This is a genomic window from Shewanella kaireitica (assembly GCF_023284045.1).
Lineage (GTDB): Bacteria > Pseudomonadota > Gammaproteobacteria > Enterobacterales > Shewanellaceae > Shewanella > Shewanella kaireitica.
The window spans coordinates 40,077-59,321 of sequence record NZ_JAKIKQ010000020.1 but is presented as its reverse complement, the minus strand read 5'-3'; the positions used below and the strand labels follow the sequence as shown (position 1 = coordinate 59,321).

14 protein-coding genes are annotated in these 19,245 nt (G+C 45.4%); 4 read left to right on the top strand and 10 right to left on the bottom strand.

Translation table 11 applies throughout. The features are described from left to right. Positions 1-153: 153 nt before the first annotated feature. Positions 154-2,253, top strand: coding sequence for a DPP IV N-terminal domain-containing protein (locus L2730_RS19065; protein ID WP_248976044.1), 2,100 nt, complete (start codon positions 154-156; stop codon positions 2,251-2,253). Here L2730_RS19065 and L2730_RS19060 read toward each other — a convergent pair. Beyond that, the gene (locus L2730_RS19060) at positions 2,250-3,899 is read right to left on the bottom strand and encodes a BamA/TamA family outer membrane protein (protein WP_248976043.1); all 1,650 of its coding nucleotides are present in this window, start codon (positions 3,897-3,899) and stop codon (positions 2,250-2,252) included. The genes L2730_RS19065 and L2730_RS19060 overlap by 4 nt on opposite strands. A gap of 181 nt (positions 3,900-4,080) precedes the next feature. Beyond that, positions 4,081-5,301 (bottom strand): threonine/serine exporter family protein, encoded by a 1,221-nt coding sequence (locus L2730_RS19055; protein ID WP_248976042.1) that lies wholly within the window; start codon positions 5,299-5,301, stop codon positions 4,081-4,083. Between the two features lie 215 nt (positions 5,302-5,516). Between L2730_RS19055 and L2730_RS19050 the strand changes: the two genes are divergently transcribed. The 3 genes from L2730_RS19050 (at position 5,517) to L2730_RS19040 (ending at position 8,949) form a co-directional block, all read left to right on the top strand. Next, positions 5,517-5,915 (top strand): MAPEG family protein, encoded by a 399-nt coding sequence (locus L2730_RS19050; RefSeq protein WP_248976041.1) that lies wholly within the window; start codon positions 5,517-5,519, stop codon positions 5,913-5,915. Between the two features lie 282 nt (positions 5,916-6,197). After that, positions 6,198-8,516, top strand: coding sequence for a YgiQ family radical SAM protein (locus tag L2730_RS19045; RefSeq protein ID WP_248976040.1), 2,319 nt, complete (start codon positions 6,198-6,200; stop codon positions 8,514-8,516). Positions 8,517-8,601: 85 nt separating this feature from the next. After that, positions 8,602-8,949, top strand: coding sequence for a YkvA family protein (locus L2730_RS19040; RefSeq protein ID WP_248976039.1), 348 nt, complete (start codon positions 8,602-8,604; stop codon positions 8,947-8,949). A 22-nt stretch (positions 8,950-8,971) separates the two neighbouring features. On the opposite strand, the gene L2730_RS19035 is transcribed toward L2730_RS19040, so the two are convergent. The 8 genes from L2730_RS19035 to L2730_RS19000 form a co-directional block, all read right to left on the bottom strand. After that, on the bottom strand, positions 8,972-12,526 hold the full coding sequence (locus L2730_RS19035) for a hypothetical protein (protein ID WP_248976038.1): 3,555 nt from the start codon (positions 12,524-12,526) through the stop codon (positions 8,972-8,974). Positions 12,527-12,822: 296 nt separating this feature from the next. Next, entirely contained in the window at positions 12,823-13,146 is a 324-nt protein-coding gene (locus tag L2730_RS19030) for a hypothetical protein (RefSeq protein WP_248976037.1), read from the bottom strand. 80 nt (positions 13,147-13,226) lie between these two features. After that, complete coding sequence (locus L2730_RS19025) at positions 13,227-13,490, bottom strand: hypothetical protein (protein ID WP_248976036.1); 264 nt, start codon at positions 13,488-13,490, stop codon at positions 13,227-13,229. A gap of 312 nt (positions 13,491-13,802) precedes the next feature. Continuing rightward, the gene (locus L2730_RS19020) at positions 13,803-15,671 is read right to left on the bottom strand and encodes a methyl-accepting chemotaxis protein (protein ID WP_248976065.1); all 1,869 of its coding nucleotides are present in this window, start codon (positions 15,669-15,671) and stop codon (positions 13,803-13,805) included. A 128-nt stretch (positions 15,672-15,799) separates the two neighbouring features. Beyond that, entirely contained in the window at positions 15,800-16,858 is a 1,059-nt protein-coding gene (locus tag L2730_RS19015) for a porin (protein WP_248976035.1), read from the bottom strand. Positions 16,859-17,000: 142 nt separating this feature from the next. Then, positions 17,001-17,966 (bottom strand): formate dehydrogenase subunit gamma, encoded by a 966-nt coding sequence (locus tag L2730_RS19010; RefSeq protein WP_248976034.1) that lies wholly within the window; start codon positions 17,964-17,966, stop codon positions 17,001-17,003. 142 nt (positions 17,967-18,108) lie between these two features. Then, positions 18,109-18,696, bottom strand: coding sequence for a TorD/DmsD family molecular chaperone (locus tag L2730_RS19005; RefSeq protein ID WP_248976033.1), 588 nt, complete (start codon positions 18,694-18,696; stop codon positions 18,109-18,111). After that, positions 18,696-19,241, bottom strand: a complete 546-nt coding sequence (locus tag L2730_RS19000; protein WP_076412353.1) for a 4Fe-4S dicluster domain-containing protein — start codon at positions 19,239-19,241, stop codon at positions 18,696-18,698. Before L2730_RS19000 ends, L2730_RS19005 begins: the two co-directional genes overlap by 1 nt. Positions 19,242-19,245: the final 4 nt, after the last annotated feature.

Genomic DNA, 19,245 nt, shown 5'->3' with positions numbered 1-19,245 from the left:
TTAAAGGCTGTTTTTTGTCACGGGAATGGGTTAGGTGTTGGATTGCTGAACATGCAGGGATAAGATGCATGTTACGTAAAGGTTAATAATAGATGTTTTATTAGCTTAGAAAAGATCGTTTTAAAGGCTATTAAGGGAGTGTCGCTAGCTAATATGATTTCATTACCACATCAAAAATATCTGATTGGCCAATGTAGCGTAAATTGCCACGACATGACGATAAGCAAAGATGAAAATGTTGTTACCTTGCCTGCAAAAGTCTTCGAATTTTTAAAGTTGCTTATCCTACATGCGAACCAGACTGTCACTAAAGATGTTGCTATTGAACAAGTGTGGCTCGGCAACGTTGAAGTGGGCAAGCGTGGTACTGGCAATGCGATATGGCAACTAAGAAAGACCATTAGCGAACTTGGAGAGGAACCCGAGCACTATTTCAAAACGATCACCAAAATAGGCTATCAGCTACTACTGACCCCAGAGGTCATTGATGAGGAGTTATACCAGTCTGCAGCAATAACTATCGATAGTTATCCACCCCGTGCTCACTCTATTATCAAGCCTGTTATTGCTCTATTGAGTCTCATGTTATTTACTTCTTTGGGTTATATGTTCCACTCATTCTATGTCGCTATCCCGCGGCTTGAACCATTAACCGCGGAGCGAGTAACAAATTTTGAAGGGGTTGAGGAGCAAGCTGCTATCTCACCTGATGGCCGTTTCATGGCTTTTCAGTGGCGTAGAGAGCTGAAAAAGGCGCAAATTTACATTAAAGATCTCACCGATAAAAGCGCGCCTTTAAGGCAAGTATCGATGAGTGAAGATAAAGAAACGTCGCCGACTTGGTCACCAGATGGACAAGCGTTGGCCTACTTCAGGTTTAATGCCGGTGGACAGTGTGAGCTCCATGTTAGAGAGCTTATTACTAATCAAGATCGACTGATCGATACAGGCTGTACAAGTAGTGGTTACGTTCACAGTTTAGACTGGTCACCAGACGGTAAATTTCTTGCCTATGCCAAAGCGGGCGAAGCTAGCGTAGCTATGTATGCCTATAGTTTCGCCTCTTCAGAGATCAGCCAGCTCTCTTATCCGAACACGGGAGAAGAGGATTTACTAGTGAGCTGGTCAGCGAATAGCGATGAGTTTGCCGTGGTGCGTTCGGTGGCGATGGATGCCAGTATTATTGTGTTATCACGTTCAAACGATAGTGTGGTTAAAGTGGTGGAGGACGAAACGATGGTGATAAGCCTTGAGTGGGAACATGATGCCAATATGCTGTACTTTAATGCGCTGCGCGATGGTGCATTTGTTATTGAGCAATATAGTTTTGAATCGCAATCGATTACCGATTTTCACCGAGATGACACTATTAGCAGCTTGGCAATTAATGAAAAAAATAGCCGTCTTTACTACTCTCGCCATTTGTCCCAAGAGCATATTACCGTGCGCTCACTGGCTGATGGGGAGGTAAAGCAGCAGCTTGCTTCTTCTTCTCGGGATATGTTTGGTCAGTTTATCGCCGAGTCGCGCCATGTGTTGTTTTTATCTAATCGCAGTGGTGGCTGGGAGTTATGGGTAAACCAGGAGATGGGGAGTAAACAGCTTACGCATCAACAGGGTATTGTCGGCGTGCCAGCTGCTTCACCCAAGGGGAGTCAGTATGTGCTACCGATAAAAGCTAAAGATGCTAATAGTTACAGCCTTTATTTTGGTGAGGTTGGCGTTGAATTACCGACTAAAATAAGCGGTATAAAAGGGGATGTTCGTAACCCGTCATTCTCTCGTGATGGCAGTAAAATTTATTACTCCGGCAATCTTGATGGGAGTTGGGGAATTTACGCTTATGATCTTGCTAAGCAACGCACTGAGTTTGTGGTTGGCCATGCTGCTAAATATGCGGTTGAAGATGATGTTGGTGGTCTTTACTATACGAGAGATAAACAGGCTGGCATCTATTATCATCCCAGTGACGGTAGTGAAGATATTCAAGTCACTAGTGAGCTATTAAGTAGTGACTGGGGCAGTTTCTTTTATCAAAATAAAACGCTGTACTTTGTTAAACGCACAGACAAAAATGATCAAGTTGTGGCAATGAATGACTCGGGCGAGCAACAGGTAGTGTTTAGCTTGCCTGCAGTGAGTATTCGTGGCCAACGAGCATTGGCAAAAGCTGATAATGAGACTGTTGTAATTAGTATGCTTGGGATTAATGACGCCGATATATACAGCGTGCCGTTAGCTGCGCGTCACTAGAACCTATTTTTGACTAAGAAACGCCATTCCCAATTATTGACCTCTACGCCTGTGGTAAAGGGCACACTAAAATCGATATGAGCGACGTTGCCATAACTTGATTTAGAGGAGTAGATCCGTGCGCCAATCCCGACACTGCCTATCACCCCAGATATTTCATTGTTGTCGTCATTACCGCCGGTTGCTTGTCCAACATCGGTATACACTGCCCACCCCAACTCTGCCAACTGATACAGATTAATATTGGGGTAGTTACGCACTTCGGCTGTAAATGCCCATTGATTATCACCATATTGATAGTCGTTAGGGTAACCGCGGATCCCTGTATCATCACCAAGGGCAAAAGGTCGGTCGACATAATTATTTTGAGAGGTGCTTAATCTTAATTTGGAGTAGGCAGTCCACTTAGGTGTAATGTGATAAAAATACTCTGCGGCGACATTCACTTTAAAGTAGTCTTTCTGGCTGGTGGCAAATACACCTTCACCATCCATCTCAAGTAACAATAAATGATCTTGGGCTTGAAAGCCTCGGCTCGATTGCCAATTGATATGGTAGCCAACGGGGGCGTCATCACTCAGATCTCGGGTTTCGATACCAAGCTTTACGTAGTGTTGCCAGCCGAGATTAAAGTCCTCATTGTAGTTAATCAGGTGGACATTGTTGAGTACTTTAAAATCATCTTGCAGGTATTGATAAGCAACCCATGGGTAGAGAAAATCACGATCTTGTGGCAATTCTGACGTTGGGTACTCTTCGATATTATCGAAATCATGTTTATCTTGAGTCAGCCCGGTAATGATCCGCGAAAGCTCATCACTGTTGTGGTTGAGTAGCCAGCCATAGCGAGCGCTGTTATAGGTGACAGCATGTTCAAACTCGTTAAATTCTAAGCCGTTCTGTTTTAAGGTATCGACACGAAGGTCATCTAAATACTCAGCGGAATACATATTACTGCCGTCGAGTGTGTAGAAAGGCTTTTCAAAATAGAGCTGAGTCGCTTGGCCATCGCTATTGTCGTAAAAATCTGCCGCGATAGTGGCGTGACGAATAAAATTAACGGGCGCTTCAATAGCAAATTTATAGCCAGTTCTATCGGCATTTGATTGATATTTAAAGCGTGTACGGATCCCCAAACCAAGCAAGTTATCCTCTTTAATACCAATCGAGAACTTACTTTCACCACCACTACGGCCTGCGCTAAAAGTGGGCAGTAAAGACCAGTTATCCCAGGTTTCCACTAGAATGTTTTCGTCTTCATTTGTCGTAACATCTGCATCGGGTGCTGGTGCGGCAAAATCAACTTCAGCATCTCGAATATAGGGTTCTGCGCGCAAAATACGTTGCACTTCATCGAGATCTTTCTGGCTGACATTATCGTTTTCTTTAAAGCTGAGCTTATCGCGTATGACATAGTCGCGGGTATTGATATGCAGGTAGTTGGCCCAGCGGTGAATAAAGAAGGTTTCAGGATCTGAAAGATCAAAAATATCATTACTTTTAATCACAATGCTTTTGATCTTCTTTTTTTGCTCGTAATCCAAAGGTTTAGCATCAAGCTTACTCGTTGCGGTTTCCTCAGCGCAAACAGCACTCGATAGTGCAAAAAACAGTAAGGCTAGAGTGGAGCTGCTAAATCGAGTCATAGATAAGATAAGTCCAGTTGTAACAGCGAAATAAACAAGTGGTTTACAAGTCCATAACACATGGAACTGAAGCTATAGTCAAGCTTAAGCTGATGATTTTACTTAAGGGGAAACGAATGTAATCGGCACAGCGCGAGCGCACTGAGGCGCCCGCATGTATAAATTTGTTACTTATGCATACTTATAAGGTTCTACGCGGCGGAACAGCGACATTGGCGAAGATAAGCCCTGCCACAATAGACATGAAGATAAGAAATATCTGTGTGCCAAGATGTGATTGATTAAACATGGTCTCACCTAAAATTAGGGTGTTGAGGCCAATATAGGTCTTACTACCGGGTACTAAGATCACAATGCCCTGCAGTAGTGCAATCGTTGCTGGTGCTTTCATCCAGCGAGCATAAAGGTTTGAATATACACCCACCGCTAATGCACCAAAGAAAATACCGATAGAATCCCCAAAGTAAATGCTGGCAAGCATCGCTGAGAAAAAGGCCACGATACCTGCAAGCACGCCCCATGGAGAGTCTTTCATGCGTGCTTTAAAAATGATAACCAGCGCCATCGACAGGATCGGTACCGCAGACCAAATAGCCCATTCGGGTAACGACTCAGGTGGAACATAAGTGGTTTCGCCAAACAGAGTTTTGCCAATGGTTAATCCGAGGATGACCCCAAAGTAGAGTTTAAACAACAACATGAAGGCATCCATCACCCTCGCAGTACCTGAGATTAAGTCTCTGGCGGCGAGTTCTGCTAAGCCGAGTGTTAAGGCAAGCCCTGGGATAAAGATGATGATGCCTGAGAGGATCACCACCGGAATATTCATACTGGGATCAAATTGTGCGATACCACTCGCGGCAATGGCACACAAGATAGCTGCAAGCGGCTCCAGCATTTCCGCCATGCGCTTAGAACGTTCGGCACGGTAAACTAAGCCATAAACCATCAAGCCTAACATCGCGGACCAAAAAACATCGTTCCAGCTGGTACCCATCAACATGGCAAACGCACCAGCTGAGCTGCCAAACGCTAAAAGAGTCAGACCAGTACCATAGGGGTTTGGCTTATTGGAGATCTCTTCTAATCTGTCAAGCGCTTCAGCAAGGGTTCGCTTACCAGACATAAGCTCTTCAACGAGTTCATCAGTGCGGGCGAGTGAGCCTAGATCGAGCTCGCCAGGTTTAACCCTTGCGACGTGGTTATATTCTTGATCTTCATCATGTTGTAGCACAAAGGTTAGCGCGGTTGGCGAGATCAAAAAATAACCCTCAATGCCAAGCAGATTTGAGACTGCTTGCAAGTGGGCTTCAAGGCGGTAGGCCGGCGTACCAAATTTATGTAGAGCTTTACCGAGTCTAATTATAAAACGGCGTTTCTCTAGGAACTCTTGATTATCCAATATCTTATTCGCTAAAAAGTAATATTAGGGTTGTTTGTTTATATTAAACAGTAGCTTAGTTGATGGTTTTGCGTTCAACTAATATGACCGTTTAAGCATCATTATTTTACGAGCGCATCTTAACCTATTTGAGTTTAAAAGGTTGCCATTTATTTACATAATGATCCTAAATTGTAATGCTGTACTTTTAAGGACTATTTTCAAAGGGACAATTAATGCCACTCGCGATATCTGGGCTGTATATCAGCTTGACAGCAATACTCACTGTAGCACTCACCTACAGAGTGATAAAACTAAGACGTACCCATAAAATTGGTATTGGTAGTGCTGGTAATGAAGCACTGACACTCGCTCAAAGAGTGCATGGGAATTTACTCGAGAATGCGCCGATAGTGCTGCTGTTACTTGTCGTTGCCGAGATGAATGGCACCGGTGCAGCGTTGCTGCATATATTCGGCACTGCATGGATAGTCGCACGGTTAATGCATGCCATTGGCTTAACACAAGGGCAAGGTGGCTATCATTTTGGTCGTTTCTGGGGAGTATTAACCACTTGGGCGGTAACCTTGGGGCTAGCTGTAACCAATTTAATTGCTTATGTGGCTAACCTATAGCGGTTTTTGCTCTTCAAGAGGGCGGAATCGTCAGGTGTAAAGACAACAAACCTAGCCCCAGCAATACCCACAGCCATTTAAAGGGCTTTATGGTTAAGTCGTCGAATAAAGCATTTTCGGCTGGTTTGGGTATATCATCTATACTAAAAAAAGCATTAATTTGATGCTTTTTTAGTCACACCTATGGTGCGGAGCCTGTTATACTCCGCGTCCCCGTTGTGAGCATCAGTTGGGGCGCTTAATCCGCGTATTTTTTGTTATTTCAGTTAGGCTATCTAATTCATGCAAGTAGAATCCACACTTTTCACCCATCCCAAGTTTCGCTCTGAGCTTACTCGCCCAGCGCCATTTTTGCCTATGTCTCGTAAAGAGATGGACAAGCTAGGCTGGGATAGCTGCGACATTATCATTGTTACTGGCGATGCGTATGTGGATCATCCAAGTTTTGGTATGGCGGTAATTGGTCGCATGCTGGAAGCGCAAGGCTTTAGGGTCGGCATTATCTCGCAGCCAGATTGGTCTAATAAAAATGACTTTATGAAGTTAGGTAAACCTAACCTCTATTTCGGTGTGACCGCCGGTAACATGGACTCGATGATTAACCGCTACACCGCCGAGCGCCGTATGCGACATGATGATGCTTATACTGCGGGTAACATCGGTGGTAAGCGTCCAGATCGCGCGGTGACGGTTTACACCCAGCGCTGTAAAGAAGCCTTCAAGCAGGTACCAGTGGTGATTGGTGGTATTGAAGCCAGTCTGCGCCGTATTGCTCATTACGACTACTGGTCAGATAAAGTGCGTCGTAGCGTTATCTTAGATGCTAAAGCTGACATCTTGGTTTACGGTAATGCCGAGCGACCATTAATGGAAGTGTCTCACCGTCTTGCTAATGGCGAACCGATGAGCCAGTTGCACGACATTCGCGGTACTACAGTAATCCGTAAAGAGCCGTTGCCTGAGTGGAAGGGCATGGATTCGCGCAAGCTGGATCAGTTACACAAAATTGATCCTATTCCCAATCCTTATGGCGCCGATGACGTCGGTTGTAAAAACCTATCTGGCCCAACTGATGAGAAAATTTTTGACAATGATGCGCCAAAGGCAATCAGCGTTCAGCCTGCAAGACCTAAGCCTTGGGAGAAAACCTATGTGTTGCTGCCAAGCTTTGAGAAGGTCTCTGAAGATAAATTCTTATATGCCCACGCATCGCGTATCTTGCACCAAGAGCAAAATCCAGGTTGTGCACGAGCGCTGTTCCAGAAGCATGCTGAACGCGCTATTTGGGTTAACCCGCCAGCTTGGCCGCTAAATACCGATGAGATGGATGGCGTTTTTGACTTAGCCTATAAGCGTGTGCCGCATCCGTCATACGGCAAAGAAAAAATTCCTGCCTACGACATGATTAAGACCTCGATCAATATCATGCGTGGCTGCTTTGGTGGGTGTTCGTTCTGCTCGATTACCGAACATGAAGGACGCATTATTCAAAGCCGCTCACAAGACTCGATTGTGAAAGAGATTAAAGATATCCAAGATAAGGTGCCCGGTTTTACTGGAGTCATTTCTGATCTTGGTGGCCCAACTGCAAATATGTACCGCTTGGGTTGTTCTAGTGTAAAAGCAGAAAGCACTTGTCGCCGTCTATCTTGCGTATTCCCATCGATTTGTGGCCATTTAGATACCGATCACCAAGCGACCATCGATCTTTATCGTGCTGCCCGCGATGTACCCGGCATTAAGAAAGTGCTTATTGCCTCTGGGGTACGTTATGACCTCGCCACTGAAGATCCGCGTTATGTCAAAGAGCTGGCTACTCATCATGTGGGCGGTTATTTGAAGATTGCGCCTGAGCATACTGAAGAGGGCCCGCTGAATAAAATGATGAAGCCGGGCATGGGCAGTTACGACAAGTTTAAAGAGCTTTTCGATAAGTACTCAAAAGAGGCTGGGAAGAAGCAGTATTTGATCCCTTACTTTATCTCGGCGCATCCGGGAACCACCAATGAAGATATGGTCAACCTTGCCTTATGGTTGAAAGGCGAGAAGTTTAAGCTCGATCAAGTGCAAAATTTTTATCCATCGCCGATGGCAAATGCCACCACCATTTATCACACTGAGCTGAACTCGCTGAAGAATGTTAAGCACAGCAGTGAAGAGGTGTCGGTACCGAAGAAAGGCCGTCAGCGTAAGTTGCATAAAGCCTTACTGCGTTATCATGACCCAGCAGGCTGGCCGCTGATCCGTGAAGCGTTAATCGCAATGGGCAAAGAGAAGTTGATTGGAAATAGCCCCAGCTGTTTAGTGCCTGCTGAATCGCGTCAAGAACGCGAAGCGCTGCGAAATAAGAAGAAACTGAACACCAAGGATGATGGCAAAGGCAAGAAAGCCTTCACCCGTTTCTCGGCTGATCAATTTGCTGACCGCAAGTCGGAGCACGGAAAATCTGGCCAAGATAAACCCGGTCAGAAAAAGTCGAGCCAAGGTAAAGCTGGTCAAAGTAAAGCGACTGGAAATAAGCAGGGGCAAGGCGCTAAAGCTGGCGGCAAACGCCCGGCTAAAAAGAATGCTTGGGGCACGACGCCAAAGCATCAAAGGTAGTGATTGTTCTTGATTACAAGTGCTAGCTAAATCATCAGAAATAAGGGAATATCATTGGGTATTCCCTTTTTTATTGGAGTGGGTAATGGCTGATAATTCAGATATGCCAAATAACTCAGATTACAGCGATGAGAGCTTTTGGGTGAAGGTAAAACAGTTTGCCAAAAAAGCTGGCCGAGAAGTTATCGATAATGCATTGTGCCTCTATTATGCTGCGCAGCGGCCTGATACACCCAAGTGGGCCAAGACAGTTATATTTGGCGCTTTGGCATATTTTATCGCTCCTATTGATGCTATACCCGACTTAACCCCGGTTGTTGGTTTCTCCGATGATTTAGGCGCACTGGCAGCTGCATTGGCGATGGTATCTATGTACGTTGACGATACAGTAAAAAACCAAGCAGCCGAGAAAACAGCCGCTTGGTTTGATTAAAAGCTAAAAGCGCAGGTTAGCTTTAGGCGGGTGCTGCAGCAGTGGCTGCGGCAATGCGATCGCGCACTTGGCGGGATTTTTCACCTTTAAATATCGTTAGCAGTTCGGCGGCATCCGTTTGCTGCGCTAAGATATCTACTAATCTGGCACGATTGCTCACATGCAGATAGGCCAATATCGGTTTTAGCTCTCCTTGCCGAGCTAGCTGCGCCAGATAATCTCCCATGCAACTGCGGTAGTTCTTTATGGCAAACAGTACGATGAGTTCATGCTTTACATCATGGCTAAATAACCAATCCATCAGCTGCTTATAAGCGTTCTGCTCATAATCATCGCTATCTAGCTCAAAACGAGTCACTAGGTCGATTTTACCTTGGCTGACTTGTTGATCCATTTGTGCCGTTACCAACTGCTCGATAATTACCTTGTAGGCACGATAGCTATGATTTGCCAGTAATAGCAGCAGTCGCTCACGGCGCGGCTCATCGATACGCCATAAGAACTGCCCTAAGCTATAACAACGATATTGATCGATACCGACAACTGTTTCAGTAGTTAAATAAGCATTAAATACCGGCGCAAAATCCTCATAACAGGTTTCTCCCTGTAAGTAAGCCCATAGGCTAGCTGCAAGAGTTTGTTTGCGTTCAGCCTGCTCTGGTAGTTGTTGCACAGCGTCAATAACGGTAGCAGCATCGATATCGCTATCAACGATAAGCAGTTGCCCGCCGAGGTAGAGTTGATCGTAGTTGGCCGCGTCTTTATCGAGTACTAAAATCAATAATTCATCGTCAACTCGCTGGGCGATGGTGGCATTAATCCAACTCATACCCGAGCAATGACGCGATTGACTAATATCGGCATCTGGGTGCAAACGAAATGGCAAACGCAACTTTTTCGGCAGGTCACTGGTGTCGGTGGCATGATCGAAATACAGTGTCGATGCGCTAAATTGATGCGCAATAACACTTTCCCATGAGCGGCTATTAAGAGCGATAAAGTCAGCTAAACACTGGCGTAAGTCATCGTCTAACTGAAACGGAAGCTCTGGGAAGCGCAGCGCTACATCTTGATGGAATTCAAGCTTATGGCTCTGATAGGTATAGTCTAAGCCTCGCAGTAAAGCTTGTGCTTGCGCTCTATTGCTAGCCGCTATCATGCCACCTTGGGCAGCGTTGGCAGGAATAGTCTCTTCCATCAAATCAACAAGCGCAAGGTATTCACTTTGGCGACTGCTGCTGCCAATAGATTGCTCGACTTGATAAGCTAAGGTGTAATCTTCGGCAATCCCATGGCGGTTAAGCAGTCCATAGAAGTTAATTTCATCGAGCTGATTGTCGAACTTCAAACGATAATCATGGCAGCTATAAAGCCGGCCCATATGGTGGATCATCTTCGTTGGCGCCATGGTGATCAACAATTGCCATAATCGCTCAGCTATTTTAGCTGCAGCACTAGGCACTTGTTTAAGCCAAAAACAGCTAATAGCTGCACGCTGGTAATCATCATCGTAGTCTTGGAAAAAGTGGTAACTGATCTGCTTTTCACTGATTTTAGGAAAATACAGATTAGATCTGCGGCATATTTCGTCTCGGTGCAGGTGTTTATCAAACAGCGCGATTATCTCAGATTGGCTAAGCGTTGGATTTTCTTGGGTGAAAAAGCTTCTGACTTGTTCAAGCTCTGTTTGATTAAAACCCTTGTCTTCGAAATGACCTTCGCCTTGAATTTCGGCGTGTTCGAGCAGCAAGCATAGGGCGCGCTCAAATACCTTGCTTAACTCTGCTTGTAATCCAGCTGTATAGGTATCATTAATGTGCCGACTGCTATCTTGTTGTAGCAGGTACGCTTTAAGTGCATCGGTGCCTAGATTATCTTCGTGCCAGTGGCTAACGTCATAACAAGCTCTCTGCTTGAAGAGGTTGTCGGCTCGCTGCAGCATGCTGCAGGTGACCGGATCATCCATATCGCAAAAAGCATCGATAAGCTGTTCTAGTTTGCGCTTATCATGTTTGCTGAGTTCGCCTTCCGCTGCAGCGGGCGCAGGGTCAAAGCGCGCATAGTAGGCTTCAGTAGTCATAATCGGCTGATAGTCACCTTCACCAGTGAGCATTTCACATAGCTCTGCCGATAAGGTTTTCTGACCTAAAACACGATAGAAAATATCGACAAAGCGCAGCATGATATGCGCTGACTTTACATGGCTAATACTGTTATTACCTGGGCTTAGGTAAGCTTTACAAATAACCCCTTGTTCAAACTCAACATCAAAATAGCATTCTTCATCTTCGAGTAGATCGTTGGCTGGATAGCTTAGTACTTCGTGTATGTTTTCACGCAGATTGTCTAAGTTACCTCTATCCCAACAAGCCTCGTCCATTGCATCATATAGCGAAGGGGCATGAATTTTACAATGTGCCCAAATATCAAAAGGCTTAATAGTTTCGAGAATCGCAGGGTTTTCATTGAGCACCACATACTTCAGCAGCGCATCGCTATTGTCTAACGTAGCGATGAAATCTGTAAGCATATGGGTGCCACCCAATTCGGCTTGTCGCTCCTCTTTGAGCTTGTCATATTGGCGGTATTCTTCTTGGCGCTGGAAGACACTTTGAGCATGGGCCGATAGTGGGCTATCGAGTTCATTTTCTAGCTGTTGCTGTAGATCCATCGCCTCATTTTCAAGCGTGTCATTAATAAAATGACGCCCAAGTTGGCGGCTTACCTCTTCATCCTCCCAGCTGCAAAACTCGGGAAATAAGCTTTGATAAATTGCCAGTATTGGCTTTTGGCTAGCTAAATCTTCGCTTTCGTTCTCAACCAGCATTGGCTGGGCTGCAAAACGTTGCTTAATCAATTCAATAAAGCGTGGGTATTGCTGTGGATTCTGCTGCAAAAACTCGCCAAGCGGCTGATATTCTGCGGTGGTGCTTTCCCAGTGGCTGCCATAAAAGGCGAAACGAAAGGCGCTATTATCACACCAAACAAATGCCTTTAGCATGGCGTCACACCAGCCATGATGACGCAGCAGAGTGAGCAGCATATGCTCATAGCCTGTGGCATGCTCATCATCCCAGTAGGGGATAAAAAACTGCGCTAGATAAACGGCATCTTCAGCATCTTGCATCGCCATCATAAACAGGGCTTCAGCACCAAAAACCCGCATATCATCGACCCACATTTCGCTGGTGTCATTTTCATAGCGAGCATAATTAACCATAGCTTGCGCCGTCTGGCGCAGCTGAGGCTTTAGTTCCTCATGTTCAAGGGCAATTGCAAATAACAGCGCCTCTGAAATATACAGGCTGCTCTTTTCCGTCACTATATCTTGTAGGTTGTAGCCGCCATCAGGGGTGAGGTTCAATGCTTGCAGTGCGAGCTCTGCTTGTGCGGTATCGGCCAGCTGAAGATGCTGACGCTGACCGTTACTGAAATCCATAAATGCGATATCAAATTGACTATTTTTGAAGGCTTGATGCGCTGCGAGCTTTGTTTGGTATGTGATTAAGGCTTGCTCGATACTGGCGATATCTTTGCGATTGAATGCGATGATCTGAGATTTTGGAAATGAGTCCATTCTAACGTCCTGTTAAATGAAAAATCTGATTGGTTTATGGCAAGGTAACCAATATTTATGGCTGGGATGCTACTAGATTAATCTATAAATAACAAATAGTTAGTTGTTAATGGTTTGTTGCGTATTATCTGTGGTAAGTGCTTGCTGACAGGCGAAGTAGTTTGGTGGTCTGGCAAAGTTTTTTAGCCGCCGAAGGCGCGTTATATTGCACTGAAGTGGACGACTCATTTATCGGGGCTTAGCAATGAGCGTTACTTTGCCCCAAATTTTATAGTGTGTGCCAAGGAGGTGGTAAATTAGTCACACCAGCCACATTTATATTGGCCGGCAACGATGTGATTGGTTAACTTTTTGCACTTTGCACAAGGAGCTTCTGGAACTTGTTGCTCGATCTCTTGTTGTTCTAGCTCTTCTTGACCGAGTGAATAGCCGTTCCACTGGTGATTTGGGTCAGGCAGAAATGTGGCTCCACTACCAACGCCGTCACCATGAGGCTCACGGGTTGCGACTAACCAACCTCCAGGCACCTTGGTTCTAAATGTATATGCAGGTCCGCCATTATTATCGAGTCGTTCCCAAGCCAGTGTTGGCCTTGTTTCTTTTTTTCTTTTAAAAAACATCGTTCAATTCCAATTTTTTATTCGAATTTACAGGAGGTAAGCTCTTATCATATTAGGTTAAAACACAGAACCTAGTGAGCTTACTTTTTTACCGCCATCGATGCGATTACTAGCTGCATGGATTGTTCTTTGCTAAATCCTTCTGCTATGAAAGCGTTGTATAAACTCCTGGCGTATTTTGCAGAAGACTTTATTAATTTAGGATCGTTTATGACTTTCATTGATGTTTGAAGTTGCATAGACAAGTTCTTAGCCATATTGTCATATTGATCTTGGTCATTTGCATGAGCAGTACTTGAAAATAAGGTTATGACTAATAAAATTGCAGAAGGCTTTTTATACACCTGACTCTCCTTGTAAAGTTTAAATGGGTATATATGCATTGCTATTTTATCAGGTTAGATCTTGTATTGCTGATTAGTTTGTTGAATTTTATATATTTTTTCTTTCACTCAATAGCACAAATATGTGTGGCTTATCCCCAGTTTTTAGGGGACATAAATCCAGTGTTGATACGGCCGTGACCGTCCATGACAGGGAGGTCATGGTCGAGCTTACAAGGATGTATTTATAGCGTGTCACGGCTGTGTCTGCGCATGAGATGGTTCTATCACTTCCATGTGACTAGGATATCCAAAGCTAATCAGTCTTTGCAGTTATTTAAGCTTAAATTGACTCACTATCAGCTCTAGCTGATGGTTAGCTGTCGCCAGATTGACAGTTTCATTGCTGGTGGTCTCGCCATTGATGGCTAGCTCGCTGGCCATTTCGCTAATGGCTGACATGTTGCGGGTAATTTCACTTGATACCGAACTTTGCTCCTCCGCAGCGGTAGCGATTTGAGTATTAAGATCATTGATTTGATTAACTGAGTCACCAATAGCGTCAAGATCTGAGGCGACAACCTCAGTGGTTTCAGCCGTTTTGATACAGGTGTTTTTGGTTGCATCCATCGAGGCCATCGCTGCATTTGAGGCTTCTCGGAGTTGATTAAGCGTCAGCTCTATTTCAGCTGTACTTGCTTGGGTTCTGGCGGCGAGCGCTCTGACTTCATCAGCGACAACAGCAAAGCCGCGGCCTTGTTCCCCTGCGCGAGCCGCTTCAATGGCGGCGTTAAGCGCTAACAGGTTAGTCTGATCGGCAATCTCACCAATCACTTTAAGCACTTGGGTAATGTTGATGGTGTCTTTGTCTATCTGCTCAATATTGTGGGAGGTACTTTCGACCTCCTGCACCAGTTGCGCGACAGTGCAGGTTGCCTCTGCAACAACGGCCTTTGACTCCATTGTTTGGTTTTTGGTGACTTGAGTGAAGGAAGCGGTTTCTGCGCCATTTCTGGCGACATCATTGGCGGTGGCGCTCATCTCCTCCACCGCGGTAACTATCTGCTCCGTCTCTGTTGTATGGGCGACCAAGATAGCGCTATTGGCTTCAGTTTCTGACTTTAAGCGCTCAACACTGCTGGCGATATGAGTTGATGACTGTAAGACCTCAAGCATCATTGATTGCAGGTTTTCGATAAAGCGGTTAATGCCTGCTGAAATCTGCCCTAAGTCGTCATCATTGTTAACGGCTAGGCGACGAGTGAGATCGCCATTACCTGTAGACAGCTCTGTTATCATCTCTTTTAGCGACAAAATAGGGCGATAAAGTAGGTATAACACGCCAAGTAACAGGCTAATAGCCAAAGCTAACATGATGCTAGAGGAGATAATGGCACTATAAAGAGCGTGATCAACGGTTGCATAAGCGACTGACTTATCAAGCGCAATAAACAGATACCACTTCTTACCATTCACTAATGGAATCGCTTTTGAAACGGCAAGTTTGTCGACACCATCTAAAGTGTATTCTTGCATCGCTTCATCGTTAGCGAGCAAGGTTTGCTGCACTTTGGCTAAGCCAAAATCTGAGAAGCGGGTTCCAGTGACAAGTGTTGGCGATTCAGAGGCCAACACTTTACCGGTTTGATCGGTAATTAGTGTTACCGCACCTGGGTAGTTAACGGCTTTGACGGTATCATTTAAGTAGGTGAGTTCTATATCCCCAAGTACCACACCATCGCCGAGGTTTTTTAAGATTGAAATCACGTCATGGCCAGTGCCGTCATCAACATAGATATCGGTAATATCAAGGTTGTGCGATGACTTACCTTGCTGATACCAAGGCCGAGTACGAGGGTCGTATTGTTCGGCTATGGCTTTGCCGTCGATCCACTTACTGTTGGTCTCAGTGGAATAAGCGCTACCGTCGTCAAAGCCAAAGTAGATCCGTGCAACGCCACCAACATCGGTAGACAGCCTTGCTGCATTAACATAGTTGTCTTGATAACTGCCTGTTTGATAGTGCTGAGCTAGGGCATCGATGGCATCGGCTTTCTCTTTAAACCAGCTTTCAATATTATTGGATTCGTAATTGACGACATTAGTGAGTTTTTCATTAGTGTTGGCTATGGTTGCTTGCTTGATCTCGATGTAGGACAACCAGTTTGAGATCACCAGACATAGGGCGACAATAGTCACCATTGACGCGATGAGCGATTTTCTAAATCCTAACAATGTTCTTCTCCCGAAGTGACAGGAATAAAAAGAGGCCTTGATGGCCTCTTTAGGTTGGAGCTTGCTAATACCGATCGGTATAACTAGCGGTTAGACTAGCCTTGCCACGTGAGGTTAAAGTCGTATCTAAAGCCGATGGTAATCGCGTGATCATTCTCTTGATGATCGTAGCTCTTATCTAAATACTCTAGGTGGACGCGAACATTTTCGATTGGGTTCCATTCAAGAGTGGTGTTGAAGCCATCGTAATCTGCAGACGTTTCACCATCGATACCATCTTTGAACTGGAAGTAACCGAGTTTAATTTTGTAGTCATCAAAAATAGGGTAGGCCAGTGCGGTGTCTAAGGTGCTGCCGCTGCGATCTTTATTCATGCTGCCGGCATCATAGTTGTACTGCTTGTCTTGATAGCTCACCGCAAGGTACAGATCATTACTGAAGGTGTAAGCCACTACGCCACCAAAGGTGTTGTCGTCGCCTTCAATGTTATTGCTATCAAGCGTATTTTGCGTGACATAGCCTAAACCTATGTGTAGTTGGTTAATATCGTAACCAACACCAAGGTTGACCATGTCGGTGGCGTCATCGCCATTGTCGCCATCAAACTGGGCACCTGCCATCCAGGTAAAGTCACCCGTGACTAGCTGATAAGTGACAAAGTTATCGACAAAGAATGGGCTTTCATGGTCGTAGGCGTAAGGGCTGTTGCCGTGGTTAAAGATATCGACATATTCAGCCACTAAGGTGTACTGCGCAGGACGTTGCTTACCAATGCCGACTTGGCCGTATGGTGACGCTATGGCAGCGTAGGCTTGGCGCGCTTTGCCGAAGTTGCCAGAGTTGGCAATATCGACACTCCATTCGCCTTGCGCGATAGCGGTCCAGCCGTCGGCAAATTCAGTGCTGGCTTTAATACCGATGCGAGAGAGTGCATCGCGAACATCCCAAGTTTCATCTTGGCTGTCGTCTAAGTAACTTAATGTTGGACGAATAGAGCCGTATAGGCTGACTTGGCTATTTTTGAACTGTGACGGTGCAGCGTTATTTTCAAGCTTGGCAATACGCGCTTCTAGTTCGGCATTGTTATCAGCTGCATAAGCGTTAACGCAGCATAAGTTTACTGCAACCGCGACAATCGATTTTAAGGTTTTCATCTGTGTATTTCCCTATATTTCGGCAGCAAAAAGTCGCCCTCTCTAGAGGCTAGAGTTGGTGCCGAACGAATAAATGTGTGCTGTTGGATTGCCCATCAACAGCTAAGTGTTGACGGGCCGATAGTGCTATTTAGCGACTGAGTTACTTCAGCTCTTTAAACCATAAGTTATGGTGTTGCTTAGCCCAGTTTTCGTCACAGTAACCAGAGGTCATGTTAGACATACCGCCTTCAGACATGACGGTTGCCATGAAGATGTGTACGACTGAGAACGCGCTGATAATGATGGTAGAGACAATGTGTAATACCAGCATAAAGTTAGCGGTATTCTTGGTCACTACGAAGGTTTCTGGGAACATCATTGTTAGCCCTGAAGCCACCATCACGCCACCAAAGAGGGCAAACACCCAAAACCAAAGTTTCTCACCCGCATTGGCAAAACCAGCATCTGGGTGATGTTTCTTACCGGTATTGAGGTAACCACCTAAAACAGCAAACCATTTCAAGTCATAACTTGCAGGGATTTGCTTTGGTGCCCACATCAAAATCATTAACACGTAACCCAAGATGAATGGGAACGCCATCAACTCATGCAGGCCACTTGAAAGCCCTACTAGTGATGCCCAGCTTGGCGCGTTCATGCTTGGCTCAAAGTAGTGTCGACCGCACGCTAAAACTAAGCCAGTTAGCATGAGTAGTATGCAAGCGATAGCACCTAACCAATGCACACTGATACTGAGGCCTGACCAACGTTTGATCACCTTGCCTGAGAAGCCTTTATCTAGACGCGAGATACCATTTACCATGATAAAAATGATAAATAGCGCAATGACGCCAAATAGGCTGGCAAACACTAAAAATGCAATGCTGTCGGTGGCACCTAAGTAACCAAGTACAGCTTCATTGGCATCTTCTGGTACTGATGCCGGCATTAATAGTTCAACTTGTGTTGGCATACCGCGGATCTCAGGGATGTCTCCTGGAATAGCGTGTTCCTGAATTTTTTGCCATTGCTGAGGTTGCAGTGTTGCAACGTCAGCAGCCATAGCTGCCGTTGAGACAAACAGGCTGATGACAATAAAACTAAACAATCTTATTGCTCTGTTCATTAATAACTCCTTTGGCGACTTTAGGTCGCCTATTTGGTTCTACCCGTCGAATACCTGATGGGGTATAAGTTCAGCTACCGACGGCTATTACCTTTTTGCTTGGTACATAGTGGCTTAACTGTGGTTATATAAGGTTAAGCCATCACTGCATTTGCTTAGTGACAAAAAGGTGCAGTTCAATAGCAAACTCACGCCAAAATGCATGTTGAGCATGGTTTTTTATTCCTTCACAGAAGGGAGTGATCCAAGTACCCAGATGCTTAGTAAGAAACTCATCGGCAATGGCCGTTAGCTCCTCAAAGGCTTCGATATCGTTTGCTGCTTTCTGCTCACTGGCTAACGCGTGAACACAGTAGAGAAACTCCAATTCGTTACCGATAAAGTCGGCGGGTTCATTGAATTTTTCGTCAATGACCAAGCCAATATGTTGGTAAAACTCGGCAACTCTGACGGTCTCGTCTGTATTCATGACATGATTGCCGCTGCGGTAGACTCCCTCGTAGGGAGCAACCAACAGCTTATATGGCCCAATACACATGCGATTGAAGTCAAACTCCAGTTCAGATGCATCGTCGATAAAGCGCTTTGCTTCGTTTAACAAAGGGCTTTGTGGGTTACTCGCTTCGAGATACGCGATTAATCCGTTTAACGCCTCTGCCTTAGATGGAAAGAAAATCATCGACTTAAAGGCAAAGTAAGCCGTTGCCATTGGGCCATATTGGCTAGTCATTATGCGCGTTCCTTAATAATCACCATGTTAGGTTTCGTGATGCAATCGCCGTAGCCGATACCTTCTTTACTTGCTGAAGGTCGCTTTAACACCTCATCGATATTGCCTGTTTCAATACATTGAACAGGGCAACCGGTGACGCAGGCTGGCTTCATTCCGCGGTCAAGAAGTTCAACACACATGTTGCACTTGTCGGCCTTGCCATCGTCTTCGCGAATACTGACTGCTGAATAAGGACAGGCGCTGGCACATAAGCCACAGCCAGTACATTTTTCACGGTCTAGTACCACAATTCCGTCGTCTCTAACGTGGTAAGCTTTTGCCGGACAAACCATCAAACAGGCTGGGTTTTCACAGTGCATGCAAGAGTGGGATAGCCACACATCAACCGCGCCATCTTCGCGCTGTACTTCATAGCGATCGACCTTGCGGAAGCGATGGTTTTCAGGAAGCTCATTGTGAATTTGACAGGCCACAGTACAGGCACCACAACCGACACAGTTTTCTTGTCTGAAGACAAAGCCCACTTTTTGATTAATAGACATCTTT

Bases quoted from the DNA above. Each gene is read 5' to 3' on its own strand.
- L2730_RS19035 (WP_248976038.1), bottom strand. From the start codon at position 12,526: ATGGACTCATTTCCAAAATCTCAGATCATCGCATTCAATCGCAAAGAT.
- L2730_RS19005 (WP_248976033.1), bottom strand. From the start codon at position 18,696: ATGACTAGCCAATATGGCCCAATGGCAACGGCTTACTTTGCCTTTAAG.
- L2730_RS19045 (WP_248976040.1), top strand. From the start codon at position 6,198: ATGCAAGTAGAATCCACACTTTTCACCCATCCCAAGTTTCGCTCTGAG.
- L2730_RS19065 (WP_248976044.1), top strand. From the start codon at position 154: ATGATTTCATTACCACATCAAAAATATCTGATTGGCCAATGTAGCGTA.
- L2730_RS19000 (WP_076412353.1), bottom strand. From the start codon at position 19,241: ATGTCTATTAATCAAAAAGTGGGCTTTGTCTTCAGACAAGAAAACTGT.
- L2730_RS19015 (WP_248976035.1), bottom strand. From the start codon at position 16,858: ATGAAAACCTTAAAATCGATTGTCGCGGTTGCAGTAAACTTATGCTGC.
- L2730_RS19040 (WP_248976039.1), top strand. From the start codon at position 8,602: ATGGCTGATAATTCAGATATGCCAAATAACTCAGATTACAGCGATGAG.
- L2730_RS19050 (WP_248976041.1), top strand. From the start codon at position 5,517: ATGCCACTCGCGATATCTGGGCTGTATATCAGCTTGACAGCAATACTC.
- L2730_RS19010 (WP_248976034.1), bottom strand. From the start codon at position 17,966: ATGAACAGAGCAATAAGATTGTTTAGTTTTATTGTCATCAGCCTGTTT.
- L2730_RS19030 (WP_248976037.1), bottom strand. From the start codon at position 13,146: ATGTTTTTTAAAAGAAAAAAAGAAACAAGGCCAACACTGGCTTGGGAA.
- L2730_RS19020 (WP_248976065.1), bottom strand. From the start codon at position 15,671: ATGGTGACTATTGTCGCCCTATGTCTGGTGATCTCAAACTGGTTGTCC.
- L2730_RS19060 (WP_248976043.1), bottom strand. From the start codon at position 3,899: ATGACTCGATTTAGCAGCTCCACTCTAGCCTTACTGTTTTTTGCACTA.